The sequence below is a fragment of the Delftia sp. PX-1 genome (genome assembly GCF_055797465.1).
This window is the reverse complement of record NZ_CP184763.1, coordinates 1,409,402-1,430,472: the sequence shown is the minus strand read 5'-3', so window position 1 is coordinate 1,430,472 and position 21,071 is coordinate 1,409,402. Positions and strand designations below refer to the sequence as shown.

Annotated in this window: 18 protein-coding genes; 3 read left to right on the top strand and 15 right to left on the bottom strand. The window is 64.5% G+C overall.

Features of this window, described 5'->3' with window-relative positions; genetic code table 11:
* Positions 1-52: 52 nt before the first annotated feature.
* From ACN20X_RS06615 to ACN20X_RS06595, 5 genes are all read right to left on the bottom strand, one after another.
* Positions 53-343 carry a DUF1799 domain-containing protein gene (locus ACN20X_RS06615; RefSeq protein WP_012203260.1) on the bottom strand — a complete coding sequence of 97 codons (291 nt, stop codon included), beginning with the start codon at positions 341-343 and terminating at the stop codon, positions 53-55.
* Between the two features lie 29 nt (positions 344-372).
* Positions 373-828 carry a hypothetical protein gene (locus tag ACN20X_RS06610; RefSeq protein WP_012203259.1) on the bottom strand — a complete coding sequence of 152 codons (456 nt, stop codon included), beginning with the start codon at positions 826-828 and terminating at the stop codon, positions 373-375.
* A gap of 43 nt (positions 829-871) precedes the next feature.
* Positions 872-1,798, bottom strand: coding sequence for a phage tail tube protein (locus tag ACN20X_RS06605; protein WP_012203258.1), 927 nt, complete (start codon positions 1,796-1,798; stop codon positions 872-874).
* Positions 1,799-1,928: 130 nt separating this feature from the next.
* A complete protein-coding gene (locus ACN20X_RS06600; protein ID WP_016446440.1) occupies positions 1,929-2,414 on the bottom strand; it encodes a hypothetical protein in 486 nt (161 codons plus the stop codon).
* A 440-nt stretch (positions 2,415-2,854) separates the two neighbouring features.
* Positions 2,855-3,469: a S24 family peptidase gene (locus tag ACN20X_RS06595; protein WP_016451812.1), complete on the bottom strand. Its 615-nt coding sequence runs from the start codon at positions 3,467-3,469 to the stop codon at positions 2,855-2,857.
* A 146-nt stretch (positions 3,470-3,615) separates the two neighbouring features.
* Here ACN20X_RS06595 and ACN20X_RS06590 point away from each other — a divergent pair, with 146 nt between their 5' ends.
* A complete protein-coding gene (locus ACN20X_RS06590; protein WP_016451813.1) occupies positions 3,616-4,128 on the top strand; it encodes a Mor transcription activator family protein in 513 nt (170 codons plus the stop codon).
* 103 nt (positions 4,129-4,231) lie between these two features.
* Here ACN20X_RS06590 and slmA read toward each other — a convergent pair whose 3' ends face one another.
* The 6 genes from slmA to ACN20X_RS06560 form a co-directional block, all read right to left on the bottom strand.
* Positions 4,232-4,927, bottom strand: coding sequence for a nucleoid occlusion factor SlmA (gene slmA / locus ACN20X_RS06585; protein ID WP_012203254.1), 696 nt, complete (start codon positions 4,925-4,927; stop codon positions 4,232-4,234).
* Between the two features lie 82 nt (positions 4,928-5,009).
* On the bottom strand, positions 5,010-6,497 hold the full coding sequence (locus ACN20X_RS06580) for an ATP-binding protein (RefSeq protein ID WP_016451814.1): 1,488 nt from the start codon (positions 6,495-6,497) through the stop codon (positions 5,010-5,012).
* 37 nt (positions 6,498-6,534) lie between these two features.
* Positions 6,535-7,254, bottom strand: coding sequence for a response regulator transcription factor (locus ACN20X_RS06575; RefSeq protein WP_016446445.1), 720 nt, complete (start codon positions 7,252-7,254; stop codon positions 6,535-6,537).
* 121 nt (positions 7,255-7,375) lie between these two features.
* Entirely contained in the window at positions 7,376-8,266 is an 891-nt protein-coding gene (argB, locus tag ACN20X_RS06570; RefSeq protein ID WP_012203251.1) for an acetylglutamate kinase, read from the bottom strand.
* 109 nt (positions 8,267-8,375) lie between these two features.
* On the bottom strand, positions 8,376-9,479 hold the full coding sequence (locus ACN20X_RS06565; protein WP_016446446.1) for a glycosyltransferase family 4 protein: 1,104 nt from the start codon (positions 9,477-9,479) through the stop codon (positions 8,376-8,378).
* 5 nt (positions 9,480-9,484) lie between these two features.
* Positions 9,485-10,258 (bottom strand): glycosyltransferase family 2 protein, encoded by a 774-nt coding sequence (locus ACN20X_RS06560; protein ID WP_016451815.1) that lies wholly within the window; start codon positions 10,256-10,258, stop codon positions 9,485-9,487.
* A 349-nt stretch (positions 10,259-10,607) separates the two neighbouring features.
* Between ACN20X_RS06560 and ACN20X_RS06555 the strand changes: the two genes are divergently transcribed.
* A complete protein-coding gene (locus tag ACN20X_RS06555) occupies positions 10,608-14,399 on the top strand; it encodes a methyltransferase domain-containing protein (protein ID WP_047474655.1) in 3,792 nt (1,263 codons plus the stop codon).
* A 152-nt stretch (positions 14,400-14,551) separates the two neighbouring features.
* A complete protein-coding gene (locus tag ACN20X_RS06550) occupies positions 14,552-17,062 on the top strand; it encodes a DUF7657 domain-containing protein (protein WP_227469586.1) in 2,511 nt (836 codons plus the stop codon).
* 26 nt (positions 17,063-17,088) lie between these two features.
* Here ACN20X_RS06550 and ACN20X_RS06545 read toward each other — a convergent pair whose 3' ends face one another.
* The 4 genes from ACN20X_RS06545 to ACN20X_RS06530 form a co-directional block, all read right to left on the bottom strand.
* Entirely contained in the window at positions 17,089-17,949 is an 861-nt protein-coding gene (locus ACN20X_RS06545; RefSeq protein WP_016451818.1) for a class I SAM-dependent methyltransferase, read from the bottom strand.
* Positions 17,950-17,989: 40 nt separating this feature from the next.
* Positions 17,990-18,826 (bottom strand): class I SAM-dependent methyltransferase, encoded by an 837-nt coding sequence (locus tag ACN20X_RS06540; RefSeq protein WP_473210382.1) that lies wholly within the window; start codon positions 18,824-18,826, stop codon positions 17,990-17,992.
* 114 nt (positions 18,827-18,940) lie between these two features.
* Positions 18,941-20,230 (bottom strand): ABC transporter ATP-binding protein, encoded by a 1,290-nt coding sequence (locus ACN20X_RS06535; protein WP_046987374.1) that lies wholly within the window; start codon positions 20,228-20,230, stop codon positions 18,941-18,943.
* Positions 20,227-21,027 carry an ABC transporter permease gene (locus ACN20X_RS06530; protein WP_016446453.1) on the bottom strand — a complete coding sequence of 267 codons (801 nt, stop codon included), beginning with the start codon at positions 21,025-21,027 and terminating at the stop codon, positions 20,227-20,229. Before ACN20X_RS06530 ends, ACN20X_RS06535 begins: the two co-directional genes overlap by 4 nt.
* Between the last annotated feature and the right edge of the window lie 44 nt (positions 21,028-21,071).

Genomic DNA, 21,071 nt, shown 5'->3' with positions numbered 1-21,071 from the left:
TGCTTGACCGCTTGTGTTTGTCTTGAAAGGCCGGAGCCGAGGCCCCTATGCCTCAGCCCCGGTTGAGCTGGCGCAGCGCCTGCGCCTCCAGTACCTGCAATTGCGCGAAGACCTCGCCGCGCTGCGCGGCGGGCACCGCGTAGCGGCGCATCACGATCTCGGCCCCGGCGTAGTCCAGCCCGTCCCAGTGCCACTGGCCCCAGGGCGTGGCCGTCCTGCGCCACTGGGTGGAGCAGCCGAGGTACACGCTCCAGGCCATCGCATGCTCCGGCCACAGTTCGTAGTCCTCGGGGTGCTGCCGTTGCAGATCGCCGGGCACCATCCGGTCGGGGTCGATCCCCATCTGCGCGCACTGGGTGCGCAGCTCGTCGTCTACGAGATAGCGGTCTGCGCCGTCGAGGCCGAGGTGATGCCGGACAGCGCCACGGAGTTTTTTGTGGCGGCATCCCGCTGGTGCACGTTGAGTCCGTCGAACCAGGCCACGGCCATGGCCTGCTCCAGTCCCGGGTAGGCCTCCTCGGCCGCCAGGCGCTCGTCGCGGCTGTAGGGCACGGGTGTTCCTTCGTCGCCCAGCATCCCCTCCCAGCCCACAACCACTTCGTCGAGCAGTTCAGGGATGGTCATGCGCCGTACCTCCTGCGAGCCATCGGGCTGCGTGGCGGGCTTGCCGACGACGATGAGTTCATTGATCTCGTCACGCCGCGCCTTGCCCAGGCGCTTGAACACGACGGCAAAGTGATGGGCTCCGAACCTGCCCTCATCGACGGGCAGGTACAGCGTTGCGGGAACGGAGATGGTGGGCTTGAGCCCGGAAATCTTGACGGCCATGGTGATCCTTGGATGTGTAGTTGTCAGGCAGGGAGGTGAGGCGTCAGATCTCGATGGACCATTCGTCGTTGCCCGCGTCGGAGGGAATGAACGACAGGGGGATCGTGATCATCTGCACGCCATCGCTGTCGCTGTAGGTCGGCTTGCCGATCTGGGCGCGCGCGCTCTTGAAACTGACGGTGTTGGTGGCGCCGGGGCCATGCTTGAGCGTGACGGGCACGATGGCGCTGGCGCGCGCCAGGCCGATCCAGTCCTTGGTGGCCACGCTGGTGTTCTCGAAGGTGACGCTGCCCGTGGACTTTCGGTCCGTGATTTCCACGGTGTCCACGTTCATCAGGTCGCGCTTGACCACCTGGTTGCCGCACTTGAAGCTGAAGGCGCTGCAGGCCACCGCCAGGCCGTCGAGGGTCAGTTGGGTGTTGGTCTTGTTGACGCCCAGGGGAGCGACGAAGTCGCTGTAGTCCACTGCCGGCAGGGCCTCATCCACGGCGGGGACGAAGGAGCCCGTGAACTCGAACTTCCACTTGGGAATGGCCTTGGCATCGGTGCTGAACTCCACCTCGCCGCGTGCGCCATGCATCTTGTAGAGGGTGCCGTCCACGTTGCCGTAGATGGTCACGCTCTGGATGCCGTCGGTCACGGGAGAGAAGACTGTCTTCACGCCAGTCTCGGTGCTGGCGCTGGCGGCACACGCACGCAACAGGTCGGTCACGCCGGGACGCTCGCCCGCTGCGGCCACACCCGCGAATTCCACGGAGAACGCCACCTTCTGGTATTCGGTGACCAGGGTGCTGCCGCTGGAGCCGAAGAAGGGACGGATGTTGTTGCGCTCAACCACGTCGCCCTCGATGGGGGTGAGGGTCACGTCGCTGACCAGCATGGCATTGGCCGCCAGCGGTACGACGGCCGTGCCGACAACGGTTTCAACCAGGGCCAGGAGGGCCATCTTGCGCATGATCTTTGCTGCCATTTGGAAAATCCTTTGAAGAGATGAAGAGATGTTTCGCGACCTTGGGCGCCGTTCTCCAGCGCCGCGGGCCACAGGGGTTGCGGGAAAGGTGCGGGTTATCCGGTCTAGGCCCGGTTCGGGGGTGTGCAGGTCACAGGTAGCTCCAGGTTCTGAGTTGCAGGACAACGGAGTGGCAACGCACTCCCGCGAAATCCACAGGCTCGGCACGCATGAGCTGCACGCCATCGGTGCTGTCGTCGCTGCCTGCCAGGGGACCGGGCTGGCACGCGCCGCCCAGGGTCGGATCGGCTCGCACCAGGGCGCGGAACTGCTCGACCAGGTCGTCCAGCAACAACTCGCTGGCCTGGGCGTCGGCAATGGCCAGGTAGCCATGCAGCGTCCACTGGTGCACGCTTACCGTGCGGGCCGTGCTGCTGCCGTGCTCGGCCGTGCTGCTTCTGCGCAGCCACCAGCCGCGGACATGGGCCGTGCCTGCTGCAGGCGGCGTGTACGTGAACAGGGCTGCCAGTTCGGCATCGCTGGCGGCATGGCGTTCGCGGTCCTGCACAACGCCGATCTGCGGCACCGAGGCCAGGATGGCCACGATGGCGTTGCGATGCTGGGCCAGTGCATTCATGAGCGCAGCACCGGAAAGGCCGCCACCACACTGGCCGCAGCCTCGGCCACGATGGGCCGCAGATGAGCGGCAAAGAGCAGGAACAGTTGTGCGATGGCGTACATGGGTCACTCCGTTGGGGACGCAGAAAAAGATGCGTCGTTGCGATGGAGTGACTGTGCCGAGGCAGGCAAAAATGAATAAGGCCTGCATATGCAGGCCCGGTTTCAGCGTCCACAGGCGCGCGCCTTCTCAGGCGCAGCGGACCTGGATGCCAGCCACATGTGCCTTGGCCCGGCACATCCCAACGGCCAGGCAAGCGCAAACGTCCTGCCGCTCGGGCAGGCACGGACGCACGAAAGAGGAGGACGAGAAAGGCTGGGTGAAGACGGAAGCGCGCAGGCTGGCCTCAGGCCCGCGGCAAAGTCTTTGGAGCGATGCTGGGCGGCGCGGCCCGGGGGCTAGAGTTCTCCGCCGTGCCACAGAACCCGGCCGCAGATGCGCAGCCGGTTGGCCGCTTCGCCTTCCAGAACCTGGGGCGGATAGGCGGGGTTGTAGCTGACGATGCGCACACCGCCCGTGCTGAAGTCGCGCTCCAGCAGCTTGACGTAGTTCTCACCCTCCAGCTCGATCACATAGACACCCTCCTGGGTCAGCGTATCGACCGAGGTGTTGACCAGCAGGATGTCGCCATCGTTGATGCGGTCCGCCATGGATCTTCCACGGGCACGCACGATCTTGGCGTTGTGCCTGCCCAGTCCCTTGGACTGCAGCCAGGACGAACGGAAGGCGAAGCGGCCTATCACCTCGTCGGGGCCGTTGACGGCCCCATGCCCTGCGCTGACGTGCGCATCGAGCATCTCGATCTGCGTGAACTCGTCCTCGGCCGCCCCGCCATGCCGGGCCCCAGGCTTCGCTGCACCCGTGCCGTTGAAATACTCCAGCGGCCGGCCCGCTCGCTGCGAGGCCCGCAGCAGTTGCCGTGCTGGCACTTCCCCGCGCTTGCGCCATGTCCGCACCGTTTCAGGCTGAACCTCCATGCCGGCCATCCAGTCGGATCCCAAGGCTTCAGCCATGCGCGCCAGTACCTCATCAACGTTGGATGTAAGCGCATCAGTCACAGGTTTTGCAGGCATGGCGAATCTTGACAGTGGTTCGTTATGGACCAAGAATATGGTTCAAATTGAACCGTTTCCTTTTGAACCAAGAGCGTACAGCCAAAATGCATTCCGAACACCATCCGGCACCTGTCTTCCAGGGCTTTCGGCCTGCTGCCCTGCCCCCCACCATCGGCATACCCACGCCCGCAGCAGCTGCCATTGACCCGCGCCATGGCACTTGCAGTGATCTGCTCCCGCCCCTGCTGCAGGACTTCGAGCGCCTGATCGGGCTGCAGACCACGATGGCCCTGGTGCAGCGCTGGGGTGGACTGCGCATCTACATTCCCACACCGGACAAGGTCACAGCCGAGCATCCCTATGCGACCACCATCGGCGTGCCAGCCTTGCTCCAGCTCGCACGTGAGTATGGCGGCCTGCCCCACTTCCAGCTGCCCAGGGCAGCGCGCGCACTGCAGGCACTGCGCAACCAGCGCATCGCCGCAGACTACGCCACGGACAAGACAGCCCGGCAACTGGCTGCCGAGCATGGGATTACGGAAGGCCAGGTGGGGCGCATCGTTGCGGCGCTGGGCGTGACAGCACCGACCAGGCGACGGCGCAATCTCGTGGGCTGAGCACAGCCACCGCGACGAAGCAAGGCCTTGGTCGCAAAAAAAGCCACCGGCGCAAGCGGGTGGCTTTCCTGCAAAGCGGACCCTGGGGTCCGCTGGGCCATGTTCAGACCATCAAGGCCAGGCTGGCTTCCAGATGCTCGGTCGGCAGGCGGCGGAAACCCGAACGTGCGTAGCGCTGCAGGCGGCCCAGCGCAAACGACGTCAGCACGCTGGCGGCGACCTGGGCATCGACCGTCGGGGCGGAGGAGCCCAGCGCACCGGCGGCGGGGCGCAGGCACTGGCGCAACGTGGATTCGATGCGGTCGAAGAACTGGTTCATGCGGGCCTGCAGGCGCTCGTGCTCGAAGACGATGGCATCGCCCACCATGACGCGCACCATGCCGGGGTTGCGCTCGCCAAACTGCAGCACCAGCGAGATCACGCGGCTGGCCTGGCGCATGCCATCCACTGCGGGACGCTCTTCCTCCGGCACATCCCGCCCGACGATCTGCTGCACCAGCGTGAAGACGGATTGCTCGATGAACTCGATCAGGCCTTCGAACATCTGTGCCTTGCTGGCGAAGTGGCGGTACAGGGCCGCCTCGCTGACGCCCAGGTGAGCGGCCAGCGCTGCCGTGGTGATGCGTTCTGCGCCGGGCTTTTCCAGCATGGCCGCAAGCGCCTGCAGGATCTGCTCGCGCCGCTCCCCGGGTTTGGGGCGTTTGCGCGCAGGCGTGGGGGCGGAAGCGGAGGCGGCTTCGTCGGAAACGACATCAGCGCCAGGAGCGGATAAAGGCGACAGGACTTCAGACTCGGACATAAGCAGATCAACTATTTGTAAGTAATTCTCTCACAGCCCTCGGCGGCAACTCCGCACAAAGCTGTCCCCATGAGCGCAACCGTCAGGATCGCGTCCCTGTTGGCTGCGCTGCTACTGTTTCCGAGAGCACGGCCGGCATTTGCAATGGAAGCTCCAAGCGTACCAGCAGGCCCTTGCCCTGCGCGCCAGCGCCAAAGGCCAGAGTGCCCTGGTGCAACAGGGCGATTTCATCGGCAATCGCCAATCCCAGCCCCGTTCCATCGCCGGACGCACCCTGGGCGCGGTAAAAGCGCTGCGTGATCTGCGAGCGCTCGGCCTCGGGCACGCCGGGGCCATCGTCCTCGATCTCCAGGAAGGCCCACCCTGGCGGCTCATCCGCAGACTGCCCCGCGCCATGGTACATGCCGCAGCGCAGCGTGACGCTGCCGCCGGGCGGCGTGTACTTGATGGCGTTGTCCACGAGATTGGACACCAGTTCGCGCAGCAGCCAGCTGTGGCCCCAGACACTGGCCGGAGCAACGTCAAGGCCGAAGTCCAGCCCCTTGGCGCTGGCCTGGTCGAAGAACATTTCCAGCATGCTTTCGCACAGGTCCTTGAGGTCCACCTGCTGCAGCGGCTGGACTTCGGCATTGCGGGCGTCGGCACGTGACAGCGCCAGCAGCTGGCGTGCCAGCTGCGAGGTGCGCCGCGTGGCGTCGCGCAATTGCTCGATCTGCGTCACGCTGAGCACCACCTGGGCCTCAGTGCCCTTGCGCCTCGCTTCGGCCTGGGCAGCCTGCGCGCTCAGCGCCCAGGCCTCGACCTGGGCCTGCAAGGCCGCCAGAGGCGTGCGCAATTGATGGGCGGCATCGGCCACAAAGCGCCGCTGGCCTTCGGCCTGGGCGTTGACCAGTGCAAACAATCGGTTGAGCGAGCGCACCAGCGGGCGGACCTCGGCCGGCGAGCTGTGCTCCGAGATGGGACTGAGGTCGCGCGGCGAGCGCCGCTCCACAGCCTGGGTCAGGGTCAACAGCGGCCGGAAGGCCCGGCTGACCGACCAGTAGATGGCGATGCCAGCGCCCGCGATCAGCAACACGCTGGGCAGCAGCACATGCAGCAGCAACTGGCGCACCCATTGCTGGCGTACGTCGCCACCGTCGGCCAGCACGAGCACCATTTCACCGGCGCCATAGGTTTCGGCGCGCATGACGGCCACGCGGTAGGTCAGGCCGTCATGCTCCTGGCTGTGGAACTCGGCCAGCGGCGTGGAAGGCACATCGAAGCGGATCCAGGTGTCGCCGGCAACGACATGGCCCTGCAGGTCGCCCACGGCATATCCGACGTCGTTGCCGCGCTGGCGCAAGACTTCCTCGATGGCGGGCGTCAGCGCGACCAGCGGCGGCGTTCCCTCGGCAATCGACGGTGCCAGCACGGAGTCGGCCAGCGCGGGCAGCAGGCGCAAAAGGCGCTGGTCATGCTGGGTGGAGGCCTCGTCTGCCGAGCGGTAGCCGAACCAGCCGCCCATCAGCGCCAGCAGCGTCAGCGGCACCACCAGCAGCACCAGCAGGCGAAGTCGCAGATTGGCTGTCATGGGCGGTCAGCGCCTGGGGCCATGCGCCATGTCTGCATCAGGCAACGGTATGCGAGAGTTCCAGCCGATAGCCGAAGCCCCGGATGGAGCGCAGGGCCACGCCGTGCGGCTCCAGCTTGCTGCGCAGGCGAGAGACATAGACCTCGACCGCATTGGGTGTGATCTCTCGGTCCCAGCCCGTGAGCGCCTGCAGCAGCTTGTCCTTGCTGGCCGGCTTGGGCGCGTGGATCAGCAGGTATTCCAGCACGGTCCATTCGCGCGGGCCCAGGTCGATGGGCAGCAGCTTTCCCTCGCTCTCATCGTCTTGCGCAGGCTGGCGCGCGCCGGCGCGGCGGCCTGCCGTGTCCAGCTCGATGGGACCGAAGCTGAGGACGGCCGATGTGGCTGCCTGTGATCGGCGCAGCAGCGCGCGCAGCCGGGCCAGCAGTTCAGGAAGCTCGAAGGGCTTGACCATGTAGTCGTCGGCGCCCTGGTCCAGGCCCTGCACGCGGTCCTGCAGCGCGTCGCGCGCCGTCAGAATCAGCACGGGCATGGCCGAGCTCTCCACCGCGCTGCTGCGTAGGCGGCGCGTGAGCTCCAGCCCGTCGATACCGGGCAGGCCGATGTCGATCACGGCCAGGTCGAAGGCTTCCTGGGCCAGCACCTCCAGGGCGCGCTCGGCACTGCCGACCCAGTCCACGGCATACCCCGCATCGGACAGCCCCAGCTTGATGCCGCTGGCCACCATCACATCGTCTTCCACAAGAAGCAAACGCATATCAAACCTAAAAAACAAAAGCCGCCCAAAGGCGGCTTGCAGCAGACCGGCCCAGGCCGTCAGACCACGCCCGGGCCATGCGCGATGGTAACGCGAACCGCAAAGTCCGCGCCATCGGGCCTCAATGGCTGCGGATCATGGTGCCGTAGGCCTGGTCGGTCAGGATTTCCAGCAGCATGGCATGCGGCACGCGGCCATCGATGATGTGCACGGCGTTGACGCCGGCCTTGGCGGCATCCAGGGCGCCGCTGATCTTGGGCAGCATGCCACCCGAGATGGTGCCGTCTGCGAACAGGGCGTCGATCTCGCGTGCCGTGAGGTCGGTCAGCAGGCTGCCGGCCTTGTCCAGCACGCCGGGGGTGTTGGTCAGCAGCACCAGCTTTTCGGCCTGCAGCACGGTGGCCAGCTTGCTGGCGACAACGTCGGCGTTGATGTTGTAGCTCTCGTTTTCCTCGCCAAAGCCGATGGGGCTGATCACGGGGATGAAGGCGTCATCCTGCAGCGCGCGCACCACGCTGGGGTCGATGGAGACGATGTCGCCCACCTGGCCCACGTCGTACTCGATGTTCGGATCCTTGTTGTCGACCATCTTGAGCTTGCGTGCGCGGATCAGGCCACCATCGCGCCCTGTCAGGCCCACGGCCTTGCCACCGGCCTGGTGGATCAGGCCCACGATGTCCTGCTGCACCTCGCCGGCCAGCACCCATTCCACGACTTCCATGGTCTCCGCGTCGGTCACGCGCATACCCTGGATGAACTCGCCCTTCTTGCCCAGGCGGTTCAGGGCCGTCTCGATCTGCGGCCCGCCGCCATGCACCACCACCGGATTCATGCCCACCAACTTCAGCAGCACCACGTCTTCCGCGAAGTCGGCCTGCAGGGCCGGATCGGTCATGGCGTTGCCGCCATACTTGATGACCATGGTCTTGCCATGGAACTTGCGGATGTAGGGCAGGGCCTGGGCGAGGATTTCGGCCTTGTCGCGGGGGGCAATCGAGAGGATATCGTTCATGGTGCTAGCCCGGGGGCGTGGAAGTAGTCAACAACAAGGCGGGCATTGTGCCGCAACTGCGCCGCAGTGTTGCATGCCCGGATGACGGAACGCCCATGGCGCCCGGTCATCATCCATTGTTCTGCATCCAGCCCGGCAGCTTGAAGCGCACGATGGCCAGATAGGCCACCACGTAGCTGACCACGAACAGCAGGCAAAAACCCACCAGAACGGGCGTATTGCTCCAGAACAGCAATGCCGGCACCACGGTCAGCAGCGTGAAGGCCCACAGATAGGGGGAGGTCCGGTTATTGCGGCGAAGCATGCGCCGGGCCAGATCATCGTCGAACACACCGCGCACCATGCGCCGATAGATAAGCTGGTGGAAATGCAGCGCATCCGCCATGCCCGGCGACATGCCGCGCATCAGCTTGCGGTAAATGGAAAACACCGTCTCCCAGACCGGATAGATCAGCAGCAGCATGGGAAACCATGGAGAGACTGCGGAATTGCGCTGCACCAGGGCGATGCTGGCCAGGGCAATCGCCAGGCCCCAGACATAGGCTCCGCCATCGCCGGCAAACATCATGCCGCGCGGGTAGTTCCAGACCAGGAAGCCGCAGGTGGCGGCGGCCAGCGTCACCAGCATGGCGGCCAGCGTGCGGTCGCCCACCTGCAAGGCCACATGGGCCAGCGCCAGGCAGATGATGGTGGCCACCATGCCCGCCAGCCCGTTGTAGCCGTCGATGATATTGAAGGCATGGGGTAGGCCCGTCAGCGCCAGCACCGCAAGGCCCATGCCCAGCCAGGGCATGGCAGGACCCAGCGCCTGTTCCAGCCAGGGCCAGCCGAGCCGGGGCACGGTGAGGCCGCACAGCAAAACAGCCAGCACGGCGCTCAGCAGGGTCAGCACCAGCCGGTAGCGCACGCTCAGGCGCTGCGAGACATCCTCGATGACGCCGCCGACCACGGCCGGCAGCATGGCGGCCAGGCATACGACGACCCACAGCTGCATGCGCAGCGACGAAGGATCTCCGCGCATGCTCAGCCAGGTGCCGACTCCCCAGGAGACAGCCAGCCCGAGGTACATGGGCACGCCCCCCAGCCGGGGCACCTCGCCCATGTGGAAACGCTGAGGCTTGTCGTATCCGTAGGAGGACGTTGCGGACCGCCGGGCCCAGCGCAGCAGCAGCGCACAGCCGATGAAGGAGACCATGAAGGCCAGTACCGACATCCAGATCACGATGGTTCTCCACGCAGGCTGCGCAGCGATGGCGCTGCCTGCGGCAGGGCCCTGGCCTTGCGGTATGCCGGCCGGCTCCACAGCCGCAGCAGGCTGGCCACGTGCCATGCGCCGTGGCGCAGGCTGCGCCGGCTCGCCCTCTGGCCCGCATGGACCACAGGCAAACCGCCGCGCCTGAGTTCTCCGCCCAGCACCCGCAGGCGAAGGCACAGATCCACATCCTCACAATACATATAGAAACCTTCGTCAAACCCACGCAGCCGCAGCCAACTGTCCCGGCCCAGCACCAGGCAGGCCGCATTCACCCATTCCACACGCCGCTCCACGCGCCCACGCAGCTTGCGCCGCAGCAAATTCCACAGCGATGGCAGCTCCCGTTCGAAATCCTGCAGCGCGCCGTCTTCACCGATCTGCGGGGGATAGGCCAGGGCCAGTCCCGGACGGGCCACCAGCGCCAGAAGGTCTTGCAACGGCTCCTCCTGCTCGCTCCAGAACACATCGGGATTGATCACGCAGACAAACGGCTCCCGTGCGCTCGCCAGCGCCCGGTTGTGGTTGCAGCCGAACCCCAGAGGCTGCGCATTGCGCCGGATCTCCAGAGCAAAGGGCCAGCCGGCCACGGGCGCCTGGGGCTCCGCCTCGGGAATGTTGAGCGTCAACACCACACGGGACACCGGCGCAAGGCGCGCCGAAGCCAGGCACTCAAGCAGCCTCTGGATATGAGCGCCATGTCCGTGGCTCACCACCGACACGACCAACGATGAACCCATCAATGCCGCCCTTCAAATCTTCAAATTCCCGCACGGGAATCACGCGCCGCAGAAACGGCGGCACAGAGTATTCCGCCGACAGCCTTTGTCAAGCGTCAGCGGCCATGCCGTAATGCAAAAAAAATGCAACAGCCGCGCAATATGTCATTACCCGGCCATGCCATGCAGTCACTGCAGTGGCCGGGATTATGATGCGCGACAATCTGCCGCCCGGACTTCCGGGATTTTTTGCGCCCTGACGTGGGCGCAGCTTGCTGCCCGCTGCGGACTGGCCAAGGCCGTCTGGCATGAATGAATACGGCCGCGGCACCTGCTCCCAGCGGAGAGATTGCCCGGCACCCCTTTTCCTATGACCACACCCATTCCCGATCCCCACGTCTACCTGCGCACCGTCGATCTGAACGAGCGCACGTCGCTGTCCGTGCTGGCCGGCCATGTCCGGGCCCAGGCGCACATACTGGATCTGGGTTGCGGCAGCGGCGCGCTGGGCGCCTTTCTCGCCGAGCACAAGCAATGCGTCTGCGACGGCGTCACCCTGAGCCAGGAAGAGGCACGCCATGCAGCGCCCTTCTACCGCCATGTCCATGTGGCCGACCTGGAAGACTGCGACCTGGACCAGCTCTTCGGCGAAGCACGCTATGACTACATCGTCTGCGCCGACGTGCTGGAGCACCTTCGCCAGCCCGAGCGCATCCTGGCTGCATGCCGCAAGCGGCTGACGCCCGAAGGCCGTCTGCTGATCTCCGTGCCCAATGCAGGCTACAGCGGCCTGGTGGCAGAACTGCTGCATGGCGAATTCCGCTACCGCGAAGAAGGCCTGCTGGACCGCACCCACCTGCGTTTTTTTACGCGGCGCTCGCTGTCGCGCTTTCTGGCCGAGCAAGGCTGGCAGGTGGACGACATCGACACCATCGAACGGGCGCTCCCCGAATCCGAATTCCGCGTCGCCTACGACAGCCTGCCCCCTGCCGTTGCCCGCCACCTGCTGGCCACGCCCGATGCACTGGCCTATCAGTTCATCGCCAGTGCCGCCCCGGTGGCCCAGGCACAGGCCATCGAGCCGCCGGTGAACTATCCACAGGCACATGCCCTATTCACGGCACAGCTCTACATGGCACGCGCTGGCCGCTATGACGAAGAAAGCAAGCTCTCCACCACGGGCATCATTGGCCAGGCACGCCAGACACTGCGCTTTGCGCTGCCCGACCACAACACTTCACTGAGCCATCTGCGTCTGGACCTGGCCGACCGGCCGGGCTTCATACACCTGCATCGGCTGGCCTTGCTCGATGCGCAAGGCGCCGTCGTCTGGCAATGGCTGCCCGAGGATTCGGACGCTGCCCTGCTGGGGCAACGCCCGCATCATCAGCTCGTGTGGAATGGACTTCATCCGGCAGGCGCCTTCTCGCTGATGCTGCTTCTGACCGGCGATGACCCCTGGTTCGAACTGCCCATTCCCGCAGAAACCCTGGCTGCACTGCGTGGCGCCTCGCTGGAGATCGAGATGGGATGGCCCATGTCGGCCGACTATCTGGCGCTGGCGGGCGCCGTGCAGCCGCTTGAACGGCAGATCGCGCAAGAGCGCAGCCGGGCCAATGATCTGCAGGATCAGTGGCACACACAGCGCATGCGGCTTGAGCAGCAGCACGCGCAGGATGTCCAGCAACTGGAAGAGCGAAGCGCTGCGATCCATAGGCTGCAGCACCGCAACGCCCTCCTGGAAGACAGCCACCAGTCGCAGAGCAAGGAGCGCGCCATCTGGCAGCAAGAGGCCACCCGCGTGCAGCGGGACTTCGCGCGCCTGGAGCAGCACCTGCGCGATATCGAGAACTCCACCGTCTTCCGGGCCACGCGCCCTCTCGTCCACGCCAAGATGCGCATTGACCGCCTGCTGGGCCGCACGTCCGTGCCTGCCCCTGTCCTCCACACACCCGTGCCCCAGCCGATGCCGCAGCAACCCGTCGATGTGATCGTGCCCGTGTACCGCGGCCTGGACGACACGCGCAACTGCATCGAATCCGTTCTGGCCAGCCCCTGCCGCACGCACTGGCAACTCGTGGTCATCAACGATGCCAGCCCGGAGCCCGAAGTCACGGCCTGGCTGCGCGAGAAGGCTGCGCAGGAGCCCCGCATCACTTTGCTGGAGAACGAGGAGAACCTCGGCTTCGTCGGCACCGTCAACCGCGGCATGGCGCTGAACACCGCCCATGACGTGCTGCTGCTCAACAGCGACACCGTGGTTGCCAATGACTGGCTGGACCGCATCCGCCAGGCTGCCTACGGCGATGCACGCATCGCCTCCGTCACGCCGTTTTCCAACAACGCCACCATCTGCAGCTACCCGCGCTTTTGCGAGGGCAACGACCTGCCGCCCGGCATGGACACGGCCGCCATCGACGCACTGTGCGCGCGCACCAACCCCGGCCAGGTGGTGGACGTGCCGACCGGCGTGGGCTTTTGCATGTACATCCGCCGCGACAGCCTGAACGCCGTCGGCCTGTTCGACACCGAGCACTTCGGCAAGGGCTATGGCGAGGAAAACGACTTCTGCCAGCGTGCCGCAGCCGCTGGCTGGCGCAACCTGCATCTGCTGGACACCTTCGTGCTGCACACAGGCGGCGTGAGCTTCGGAGAAAGCAAGAGCCCGCGTGAACGTGCCGCCATGGAAACCCTGCGCAGGCTGCATCCGCGCTACGAAGCCGATGTCATGGCCTTCGTCCAGGCCGACCCTGCGCGCACGGCACGCCTGGCGCTGGATGTGGCACGCCTGCAGGCCGAGGCAGCGCAGCAGCCCGTGGTGCTGGCCGTGCTCCACGATCGGGCGGGCGGCACCGTGCGCCATGTCCGCGAACTGGCGCAGTTCCTGCAAGGCAAGGCACTGTTCCTCATGCTGTCCCCAGCCGCAGGTGGAGTCGTGGTCCTGCGCCGTGCCGAAGAGAAGGAAGCCTTCGAGCTCGCCTTCCGCATCAACGACCAGATGGAGGAGCTGGTGCAGGCCCTGCGCCAGCTGGGCGTGGTGCACGTGCACTACCAGCATCTCCTGGGCCACAGCGAAGCCATCCTGGACCTGCCCGCACGCCTGGGAACGGCCCATGACTTCACGGCCCATGATTTCTACACCTACTGCAAGAATATCTCGCTGACCGGCATCGACAACCGCTACATCGTGCCGCCCCGCGCGGGCGAATGCGGCTGCTGCGAACCAACGGACACAGCCCCCTATGCCGGCACCGTGGCCCAGTGGCGCCACCGCAATGCGCTGCTGCTGAACAACGCGCGCCATGTGCTGGCCCCCAGCCAGGACACAGCCAGCCGGATCGCCGGCTTCGTGCCCGGGGCACGCGTCCAGGCCGTTGCCCACACCGACATGCCGGCACAGTTGCCGACCCCAACGGCACGCACATTGGCCGCCACGGCCCCACTCAAGATCGTCGTGCTGGGAGCCATGAGTGCCATCAAGGGGGCCGACGTGCTTGAAGCCGTGGCTATCGAAGCCGCCAAACGCGGAGCTCCTGTGGAATTCCATCTGCTCGGCTATGGCTACCGCAGCCTGCAGACCCAGCCACGCGCACGCCTGACGGTGCATGGTGGCTACAAGGAAGAGGAATTGCCTGCGCTGCTGGAGTGGCTGCAGCCCGACCTGGCCTGGTTCCCCGCCCAATGGCCGGAGACCTACAGCTACACGCTCAGCGCCTGCCTGGCCGCCGGACTGCCCATCGTCGCGCCCGACATAGGGGCCTTCCCCGAAAGGCTGGCAGGCCGCGACTGGTCCTGGGTCATGCCCTGGGACGCCAGCACCGCCCAATGGCTGGACTTCTTCGCGCAAATACGCGAACGCCACTTCATTGAAGGACAGCTGCCGCAGCAACCGGCCGCAACAGGGAGTGCCGCCGCCCAGCCGGGAGCGGCTTTCTATGGCGACGGTTATCTCCAGGGGCTGCAGCCGCGCGATCAGGCCCTGCTCCAGCCACTGGATGCGGCCTTCCTGGCCACACATCGCCTGCAACGCCAGGACCATGCTGCAAGATCGGGGGCCTTGATCCTGCTGGCCCACCTGCGCTCGCTACCCATCCTGCGCGGCGTGGCCAGGCGTATTCCCGCGCACTGGCAGCGCCGGGTCAAGAATTGGCTGCAGGCCTGAGTCAGCAGGCAAGACCGTCGCTGGCGGGCTTGCAGCCCCGACTGCCCTGAACCTTGCGCGCTTCAAGGCAAGGTCCGCATCGCACAAAGGTTGACAACGCTTCTCAGGCCATGCACTCCATACGCCAGTCATTCCACAGGGTCATCCATCGGATGTCCTTCCTGCTGCTGACCATACTGCTTTGCGGCTTCCTTCTACCGGCCGGTGCAACTGATACGGCCTTCCATGACCAAGGAGTACTGGAGGATATCCATTTCGATGCGGCCAAACAGCAGTTGATCGCCAAGGGTTGGAGCGCCTCCGGACGCAGCCACGCCTTTCCGACCCAGGCTTCGATCTTCCTGGACGACCACCTTGTCTACCAAGGCCGGCTCAATGCCCTGTCGTATCCCAGGCCCGACGTTGTGGCGGCTACAGGCAATCCGAACTGGGCCAACGCCGGATTCCACATCCGTGCCCCGCTCGACCCGGACTTTGCCTCCGGCACCTACACCGTACGCATGGAAATCATGACCACGGACGGCAGGCGTTTTGCGCTGACCACCATGGACAAGGCGCGACAGATCACGCTGCACCAGGCTGCCCGCGCCAGCCTGCTGCCCAGAGCCGGCGCCCTTGTGGCCTTCTGCCTGCCTGCGCTGCTCCTGTTGCTGTCCCTGTCCGGATGGCAGTCCAGGCTGCGCATTGGTGCCAGGGCTTTTGGTGCGGCAACCGCAGCAGCCTTCATCATTCTGGTGGCGGGTGGATGGACCGGCTCCTCCGTTGCCCTGCTCTTTCAGAACGACGAGCTTGTTACCCATGACGAAAATGCCTGGCTTGGTACCCCCCAGATCATTCGCAGCGATGAATGGCAGGTCATCACCGCCATGGCCATCAGCCAATACCATGCCGCCGCACCCGGACACCTGCTGAAGAGCTTCGAGAACACCAGCACGGTTTTTTCCAGCGCCGGCCACAACATGAACACTGTGGGCATGAGCGGCGTGCCCGTCTCCAACCTGTCTGCGCTTGCCAAGCCAGCTACTTGGGGCTTTTTCATCCTTGACCTGCGGCGGGCGCTCGCATGGTACTGGTGGTTTCCTTACTTTGCCGGATTCGCTGCATGCCTGTGGGTCCTGGTGCGCATCGCACAACTGCGCTGGCAGCCCGCAGCTGTTCTTGCACTTAGCGTAAGTGCGTCCCCCATGTCAGTTGGCTGGTCGGGCTGGCCTGTCTACATCCTGTTTTTCGCACTGCTCGCCTTCGGCATGTTCCTGACCGCTTGGACAAGGCAATCCATCCGGCAGGTGCTGCCCAGGGCGTTGGTGGCAGGCTGGGCACTGGCAGGCTTTGCCCTTACCCTGTACCCGGCCTGGCTCGTAGTGGTGGCCAGCCTGCTGGGCCCGCTCGCCATAGCATGGCTGTATATGCACCGCGGGGACTGGCGCTGGAACTGGCAACAGGCACTGCTCGTGGTGGTCATGGCGCTTGTGCCCGCCCTTTTGCTCTACGCATGGTGGCTTCATGCTGCAGACGCCGTGTCGTCGATTGCTGCCACGGTCTACCCGGGAAGGCGCATGGAGACAGGGGGATACATGGATCCCTGGTATCTGACCAGAGGGCTTTTCGGTCCGGATCAGATGTTCCACATCACCGACATGCTTGTCCCCAGCGATGCCGGCTCCTACATTTTCCTGGCCATTCCGCTGGCCTTGCTGTTTGCCTGGCAGCAAACGCAGAACATGCGGTGCAGCACGCCACGGCAACTGGATCTGGCGGGGTGCCTCTGCCTGACCTTCATTGGCTGGACCCTGTACTTTTCATACCAAGGCATACCTGCCTGGCTGGCTCAGGCGACGCAATGGGCCAAGGTTCCTGTCTACCGCACGGATATCGGCTTGCTGCTGGCTCAGACCTGGCTGCTGGCCAGCGTGCTCAGGAAACAATGGCCCACCCAGGCCTCGGAAATCATTCCAACCATCCCGGAAAGGCAGCGCCAGTTGTCGGCACTTGCGGTAACGGGAGCAACCGCCTGCGCATGGCTTGCGGTTTTCACCTATTCAACGCTGCCTGCGGCGATCTCCGAGACCATCAGTCCTGGGGTCGCCGTCATCACGGCAACGGCCTTTGCCGTCCTGGCCCTGCTGCTGGCAAACCGGCAATTTGTTGCCGCAATGGCCATCTACATGGTCTGGATGCTGGGAACAGCCCTGCCCTTCAACCCCTTGCTGCAGGCGCCATTGCATGTGGAACCAGGGCCAAAGCTGCAACAGCTGGACGCCGATGCCACGAGCCGCCAGGCCCGCTGGGTCGTGCTGGACAACAATCGGCAGGCCATGGCGCTGGCGGCATCTGGCATCAGGATCAGTTCAGGGATCTTCTACCACCCGCCTCTCGCGTTCTGGGAAAGACTGGACCCCGGGAGAAAATACTTCGGTATCTACAACCGCTATCAGCACCTGACCATAGAAGGTGCCGAACTGCAAGGCACGGATTTCGAGCCCGTCCTCCATAGCCTGGACCATGTGCTGCTGCGTGTGGACACACGCAGCTTCGACTTCTCGAAGATTGCTGCCACCCACATCGCAGCACCGCAACGGCATGAGCAGGGCCTGAATCAGAATCCGCACCTGCGGCACCTGAAGTCCGAGGGCAGCTGGAGCTTCTATCGCACGATAGATTGATGGACGGGCCTGAGGCCCGATCCCGGCTATGGTTTGCCCAGCAGCAGCAGGATCTCGTTGTTGCGCAACCAATCTTCGGGATAACGTCCCTGCAATGCCTCGGGAATGGGCATGTCCACATGGCGCCGCTCCTCACGCAACACCTCGAAACCGGCCTGCCGGGCGATATCGATCAGTTCATCAGCAGTGAGCCGGTTCAGCGCCTGGTATTCCTTGAACACGAAGCGCTTGTAGCCATCCGCACCGAAGTCCGCAAAGCCAAAATCCACCTCGGCGGCATCAAGAGGGCCCTCATGCTTTTCGATGGTGTTCCACAACTCCTCTTCCGAGGCCATCAAATGGTGCCAGGGCACATCATCATAGCGACGCAGATGCGAGCCCCAGGGAGAGTGGAACAGGGGTTCTATCTGCAGGAAGAAGACGCCACCCGGCCGCAGACAGGCATGCAGGTCCGCCAGGATGGGAAGCACCTTGTCTCGCTGCACATGCTCGAAGGTGGACCAGCTCAGCAAGCCATCGTAGCCTGCATGCCTGCCCGCCAACGGCGAGTTTGGCACGATGGTCTCGAAGCTCAACGCGGCGGGAATGCGCGACATGCCCAATTGCTCTCGTGCAATCCGGGGCAGCTTGGCATACTCCTGTCGAATATCTATGCCGTGGATGGATGTCGCGCCGTGGCGCAATACCAAAGCCAGGTCGGTGATGCCGTCGCCGCAGCCGAAATTCAGCAATTTGGCCTGGGACAGATTCAGCGACCGTCCCAGCCAGTCATGGGCCAGATCAGCTGCATAGTTGAAATGCGCACGAAACCATTCATCCGTGATCTTGCCGGCATTCCATGGGGAAATGCCTAACAGCCGCTCCTGCAAACGCAGCATCCAACTCATGCGATCGTCCTCTTTGTTCTTTCTTTAGCCCAGATAACGTTTACAACCGCTGCAGTACATAGGCATCCTGGTGATTCCAGAAATGCACAAGAGAGCGATGGCACAGCGCATCACTGCCCCAGGTCTCGGCAATGCGGTCCAGCACAAAGCGCTCAGAGGTAAAAGCTGTTCCGTATTCATTGGCGTCGATGGCGCTCGACTCGCTGGATGGGGCGAAGAAAAAACCATCATCATCGAGCTTCACGCTATCGAAGTCCGCCGCCTTCACACCATGCGTGCTGAACACCAGCAAACCGCCTGGTGCCACCGCATCGCGCAATACCTTCAGCCAGCGTGTCCAGGTCGAGCGCGGCAGATGGCTGAACAGCGACAGCACAAACACCAGCTCGTACTGCTGGGGCCAGCGTACCTGCTCCGGCACGCTGGCCGACGCAAAGCCGTTCACGCCGAATGTCTGCTGCGAGAAATCCACGGCATCGGCCACGATATCCGAGACCGTGACGCGTTCAGCCCCCAGGGCCTTGACCAAGTGCCGCGTGAAGCGGCCATGGCCGCTGGCGAACTCCAGCACGCTGGCCGTGCGCAACAGCGGCTTGTCCACGGCCTCCAGCAGCAGCATGAGTTCCGACAGCGTGCGCCAGCCGTCGGCGAAGTAATCGCGCAGCGGATTCACACTGGACGGATGACCTCGGAAGAAGCCAAAAATATCGTCCTTCGGGGAAATTCTGCAGTCCAGTCCCATGATGTTGGAGAACGAGCCCACAAGCCCATGGGCTTCTATCAGCGCATGCGCCTGCAGCAGGCTGTCGTCGTTTTCGCGTGCACGGACCAGTACCTGCGCAGCACCTGCGCGATCGCCACGCTCCAGGAGATGCAAAGCCTCCTGCAGCAATCGCTGCCCTTCACCGAGGGGATTCGAAGAATTGTCGGATGTCATGGGGTGTGGATTATGGAGCCAACGACAGGCAGCCGTGTATCCCGCCGTACGGGCTCAGCTCCAGTGGTGGGGCAACCGCACCAAGCCCGGCAAGGGTTTGGGAAAGATGAAGCGCAGGTGCAGGAACTGGAACCACTCGTCATAGACGGCCAGCCCTGTCTCATCGAACAGGAAAGCGCTGATCACGTAGTCGCCGCTGTGGAGCGGCAGCTCCGGGAACGTCAGTACGGTCTGCCAGGTTCCATCGGGCAACTGGCGAGGGACCGCTCCATCCTCATGCGTGGCCAGGGAGGTGATGCCCACGCCCTTGGACTGCTCGATCATGAAGCCGATATGGGGCCGCTCGCTCCCCCGGCCGCGCGCTGTGATGGTCACGACCAGATCCTGGCTTTGCAAGAGACCGGGCTGGTCGCCGGCAGGTTCGGCCAGATCCTTCACATCCACGGAAAGAATGCAGGCCGAACCACTGTCAACGGCCGCGACGGGACCTGCAGGCTCAGGCTGTACCTCCTGGTGTCCGGCACCCTCGCCCGCAGACACCTGCAGTGCGGCGACGGGAGCCTCCAGCGACTGCTGCTCACGCTCCTGGCGCTCGCGCGTATGCAGATCGTACGCGGCCAGCACTGGTTCGGTCGGGCCGAACTGCGCCACTTGGCCACCCCGCAGCCACAGGGCGGCATCGCAGAGATGGCGAATGTGATAGGGGCTGTGCGAGCAAAACAGGATGGTGCAGCCGCTTTTGCGGAACGCCATGATGCGTTCGATGCATTTCTTCTGGAAATGCTGGTCGCCCACAGCCAGGGCTTCATCGATGATCAGCACGTCCGGCTGCACCGCCGTCACCAGCGCAAACGCCAGCCGCACCGTCATACCGGATGAATAGGTCTTGACGGGCCGGTCCAGTGCTTCGCCCAGCTCGGCGAACGCCGCGATCTCGGGCTCGAGCTCGCGCATACGCTCATGGCTAATGCCGATCAGGCTGCCGCCGAAATACAGGTTGTCGCGCCCACTGAAATCAGGGTGGAAGCCCGCGCCCAATTCCAGGATGGCCGTCACCCGCCCCACGCGCTCGATCTGTCCGCAACTGGGCTGCAAGGTCCCCGCCAGCAGCTTGAGCAGTGAGCTCTTGCCAGCGCCGTTGTCACCGATCACGCCAATGCACTGCCCGCGCCGCAACTCGAAGGACACGTCCCGCAGTGCCCAATGGCTGCGGTGCGTGGCAGCACCTGTCAACAGCGCCTTCAGGCGCGAACGCGGAGAGGGATAGAGCTTGTATTCCTTGCCCAGTTGGCGCACACGCAGCACCATGTCATCGGGCAGGGCATTGCCATGCTTCATGCTCATAGCCAATCCACCAACTGGTCACGGCTGCGCCGCACCAGCGCATTCAAAACGATGGCGCCGCCCGCAAGCCAGGCCAGCGACACCCACCACACACTCAGCGGCGGCCAGGCCCCCTGCAAAAGCACCTGCTGATAGCCCTGGACCAGCCCCGTCATCGGATTGAGCCAGAGCACCCAGCGCCAGCGCTCGGGGAACATGCTCAACGGAAACAGAACAGGGGTCAGGTAGATACCTACGGACAACAGAAAGCCCACCACCTGTACTGTATCGCGCAGGGCGGCGGCCAGAATGGCCAGCACATACGCAAGCACCAGGCACAGCAGCACCTGCAATGCCAGCAGTGGCAACAAGGCCAGGACGGCGGGCTGCAGTCCATGGGAGGGAATATAGGCCAAGGCCACCAGCAGCAACAGCGGGCCATAGATCAGCGCACTGGCCAGCACCGAGCGCGTGACGAAAAGCACGGGGGGCAAGGGGTTCTTCTGCAACAGCCCGCCTGCGTCGATCAGGCTGTTCATGCCCCGCGAGACGGCATCGCAGAAGGCCATCCAAGGCAAAGCACCCACCACGAGAAATGCCCCCACCGCAGGTGTTGGTGCGTGCTCACCCAGCCGCATGCCGAACACCACATCGAATACCAGGTAATAAGCTGCCACAGTCAGCAGCGGCTGCAGGTAGGGCCAGGCAATGCCCAGGGCCGTACCGGTGTGGCGCGAAGCGATCTCGCGGCGTATCAGCACCCACGCCAGACCGCGCCCGCGCCACAGCGCAAGCGCCTCATTCCATAAAGCGTTCATCGTAGAAAAACTGGAGGCTGCCCGCCAGCGCCATCGAGGCACAG

Excerpts from the sequence above, each read along its gene's own strand:
- ACN20X_RS06530 (WP_016446453.1), bottom strand. The coding sequence starts at position 21,027 with ATGAACGCTTTATGGAATGAGGCGCTTGCGCTGTGGCGCGGGCGCGGT.
- ACN20X_RS06545 (WP_016451818.1), bottom strand. The coding sequence starts at position 17,949 with ATGAGTTGGATGCTGCGTTTGCAGGAGCGGCTGTTAGGCATTTCCCCA.
- ACN20X_RS06600 (WP_016446440.1), bottom strand. The coding sequence starts at position 2,414 with ATGAATGCACTGGCCCAGCATCGCAACGCCATCGTGGCCATCCTGGCC.
- ACN20X_RS06580 (WP_016451814.1), bottom strand. The coding sequence starts at position 6,497 with ATGACAGCCAATCTGCGACTTCGCCTGCTGGTGCTGCTGGTGGTGCCG.
- ACN20X_RS06550 (WP_227469586.1), top strand. The coding sequence starts at position 14,552 with ATGTCCTTCCTGCTGCTGACCATACTGCTTTGCGGCTTCCTTCTACCG.
- ACN20X_RS06595 (WP_016451812.1), bottom strand. The coding sequence starts at position 3,469 with ATGGCTGAAGCCTTGGGATCCGACTGGATGGCCGGCATGGAGGTTCAG.
- ACN20X_RS06555 (WP_047474655.1), top strand. The coding sequence starts at position 10,608 with ATGACCACACCCATTCCCGATCCCCACGTCTACCTGCGCACCGTCGAT.
- ACN20X_RS06575 (WP_016446445.1), bottom strand. The coding sequence starts at position 7,254 with ATGCGTTTGCTTCTTGTGGAAGACGATGTGATGGTGGCCAGCGGCATC.
- argB (WP_012203251.1), bottom strand. The coding sequence starts at position 8,266 with ATGAACGATATCCTCTCGATTGCCCCCCGCGACAAGGCCGAAATCCTC.
- ACN20X_RS06605 (WP_012203258.1), bottom strand. The coding sequence starts at position 1,798 with ATGGCAGCAAAGATCATGCGCAAGATGGCCCTCCTGGCCCTGGTTGAA.
- ACN20X_RS06535 (WP_046987374.1), bottom strand. The coding sequence starts at position 20,230 with ATGAGCATGAAGCATGGCAATGCCCTGCCCGATGACATGGTGCTGCGT.
- slmA (WP_012203254.1), bottom strand. The coding sequence starts at position 4,927 with ATGTCCGAGTCTGAAGTCCTGTCGCCTTTATCCGCTCCTGGCGCTGAT.
- ACN20X_RS06560 (WP_016451815.1), bottom strand. The coding sequence starts at position 10,258 with ATGGGTTCATCGTTGGTCGTGTCGGTGGTGAGCCACGGACATGGCGCT.
- ACN20X_RS06590 (WP_016451813.1), top strand. The coding sequence starts at position 3,616 with ATGCATTCCGAACACCATCCGGCACCTGTCTTCCAGGGCTTTCGGCCT.
- ACN20X_RS06615 (WP_012203260.1), bottom strand. The coding sequence starts at position 343 with ATGGGGATCGACCCCGACCGGATGGTGCCCGGCGATCTGCAACGGCAG.
- ACN20X_RS06565 (WP_016446446.1), bottom strand. The coding sequence starts at position 9,479 with ATGTCGGTACTGGCCTTCATGGTCTCCTTCATCGGCTGTGCGCTGCTG.
- ACN20X_RS06610 (WP_012203259.1), bottom strand. The coding sequence starts at position 828 with ATGGCCGTCAAGATTTCCGGGCTCAAGCCCACCATCTCCGTTCCCGCA.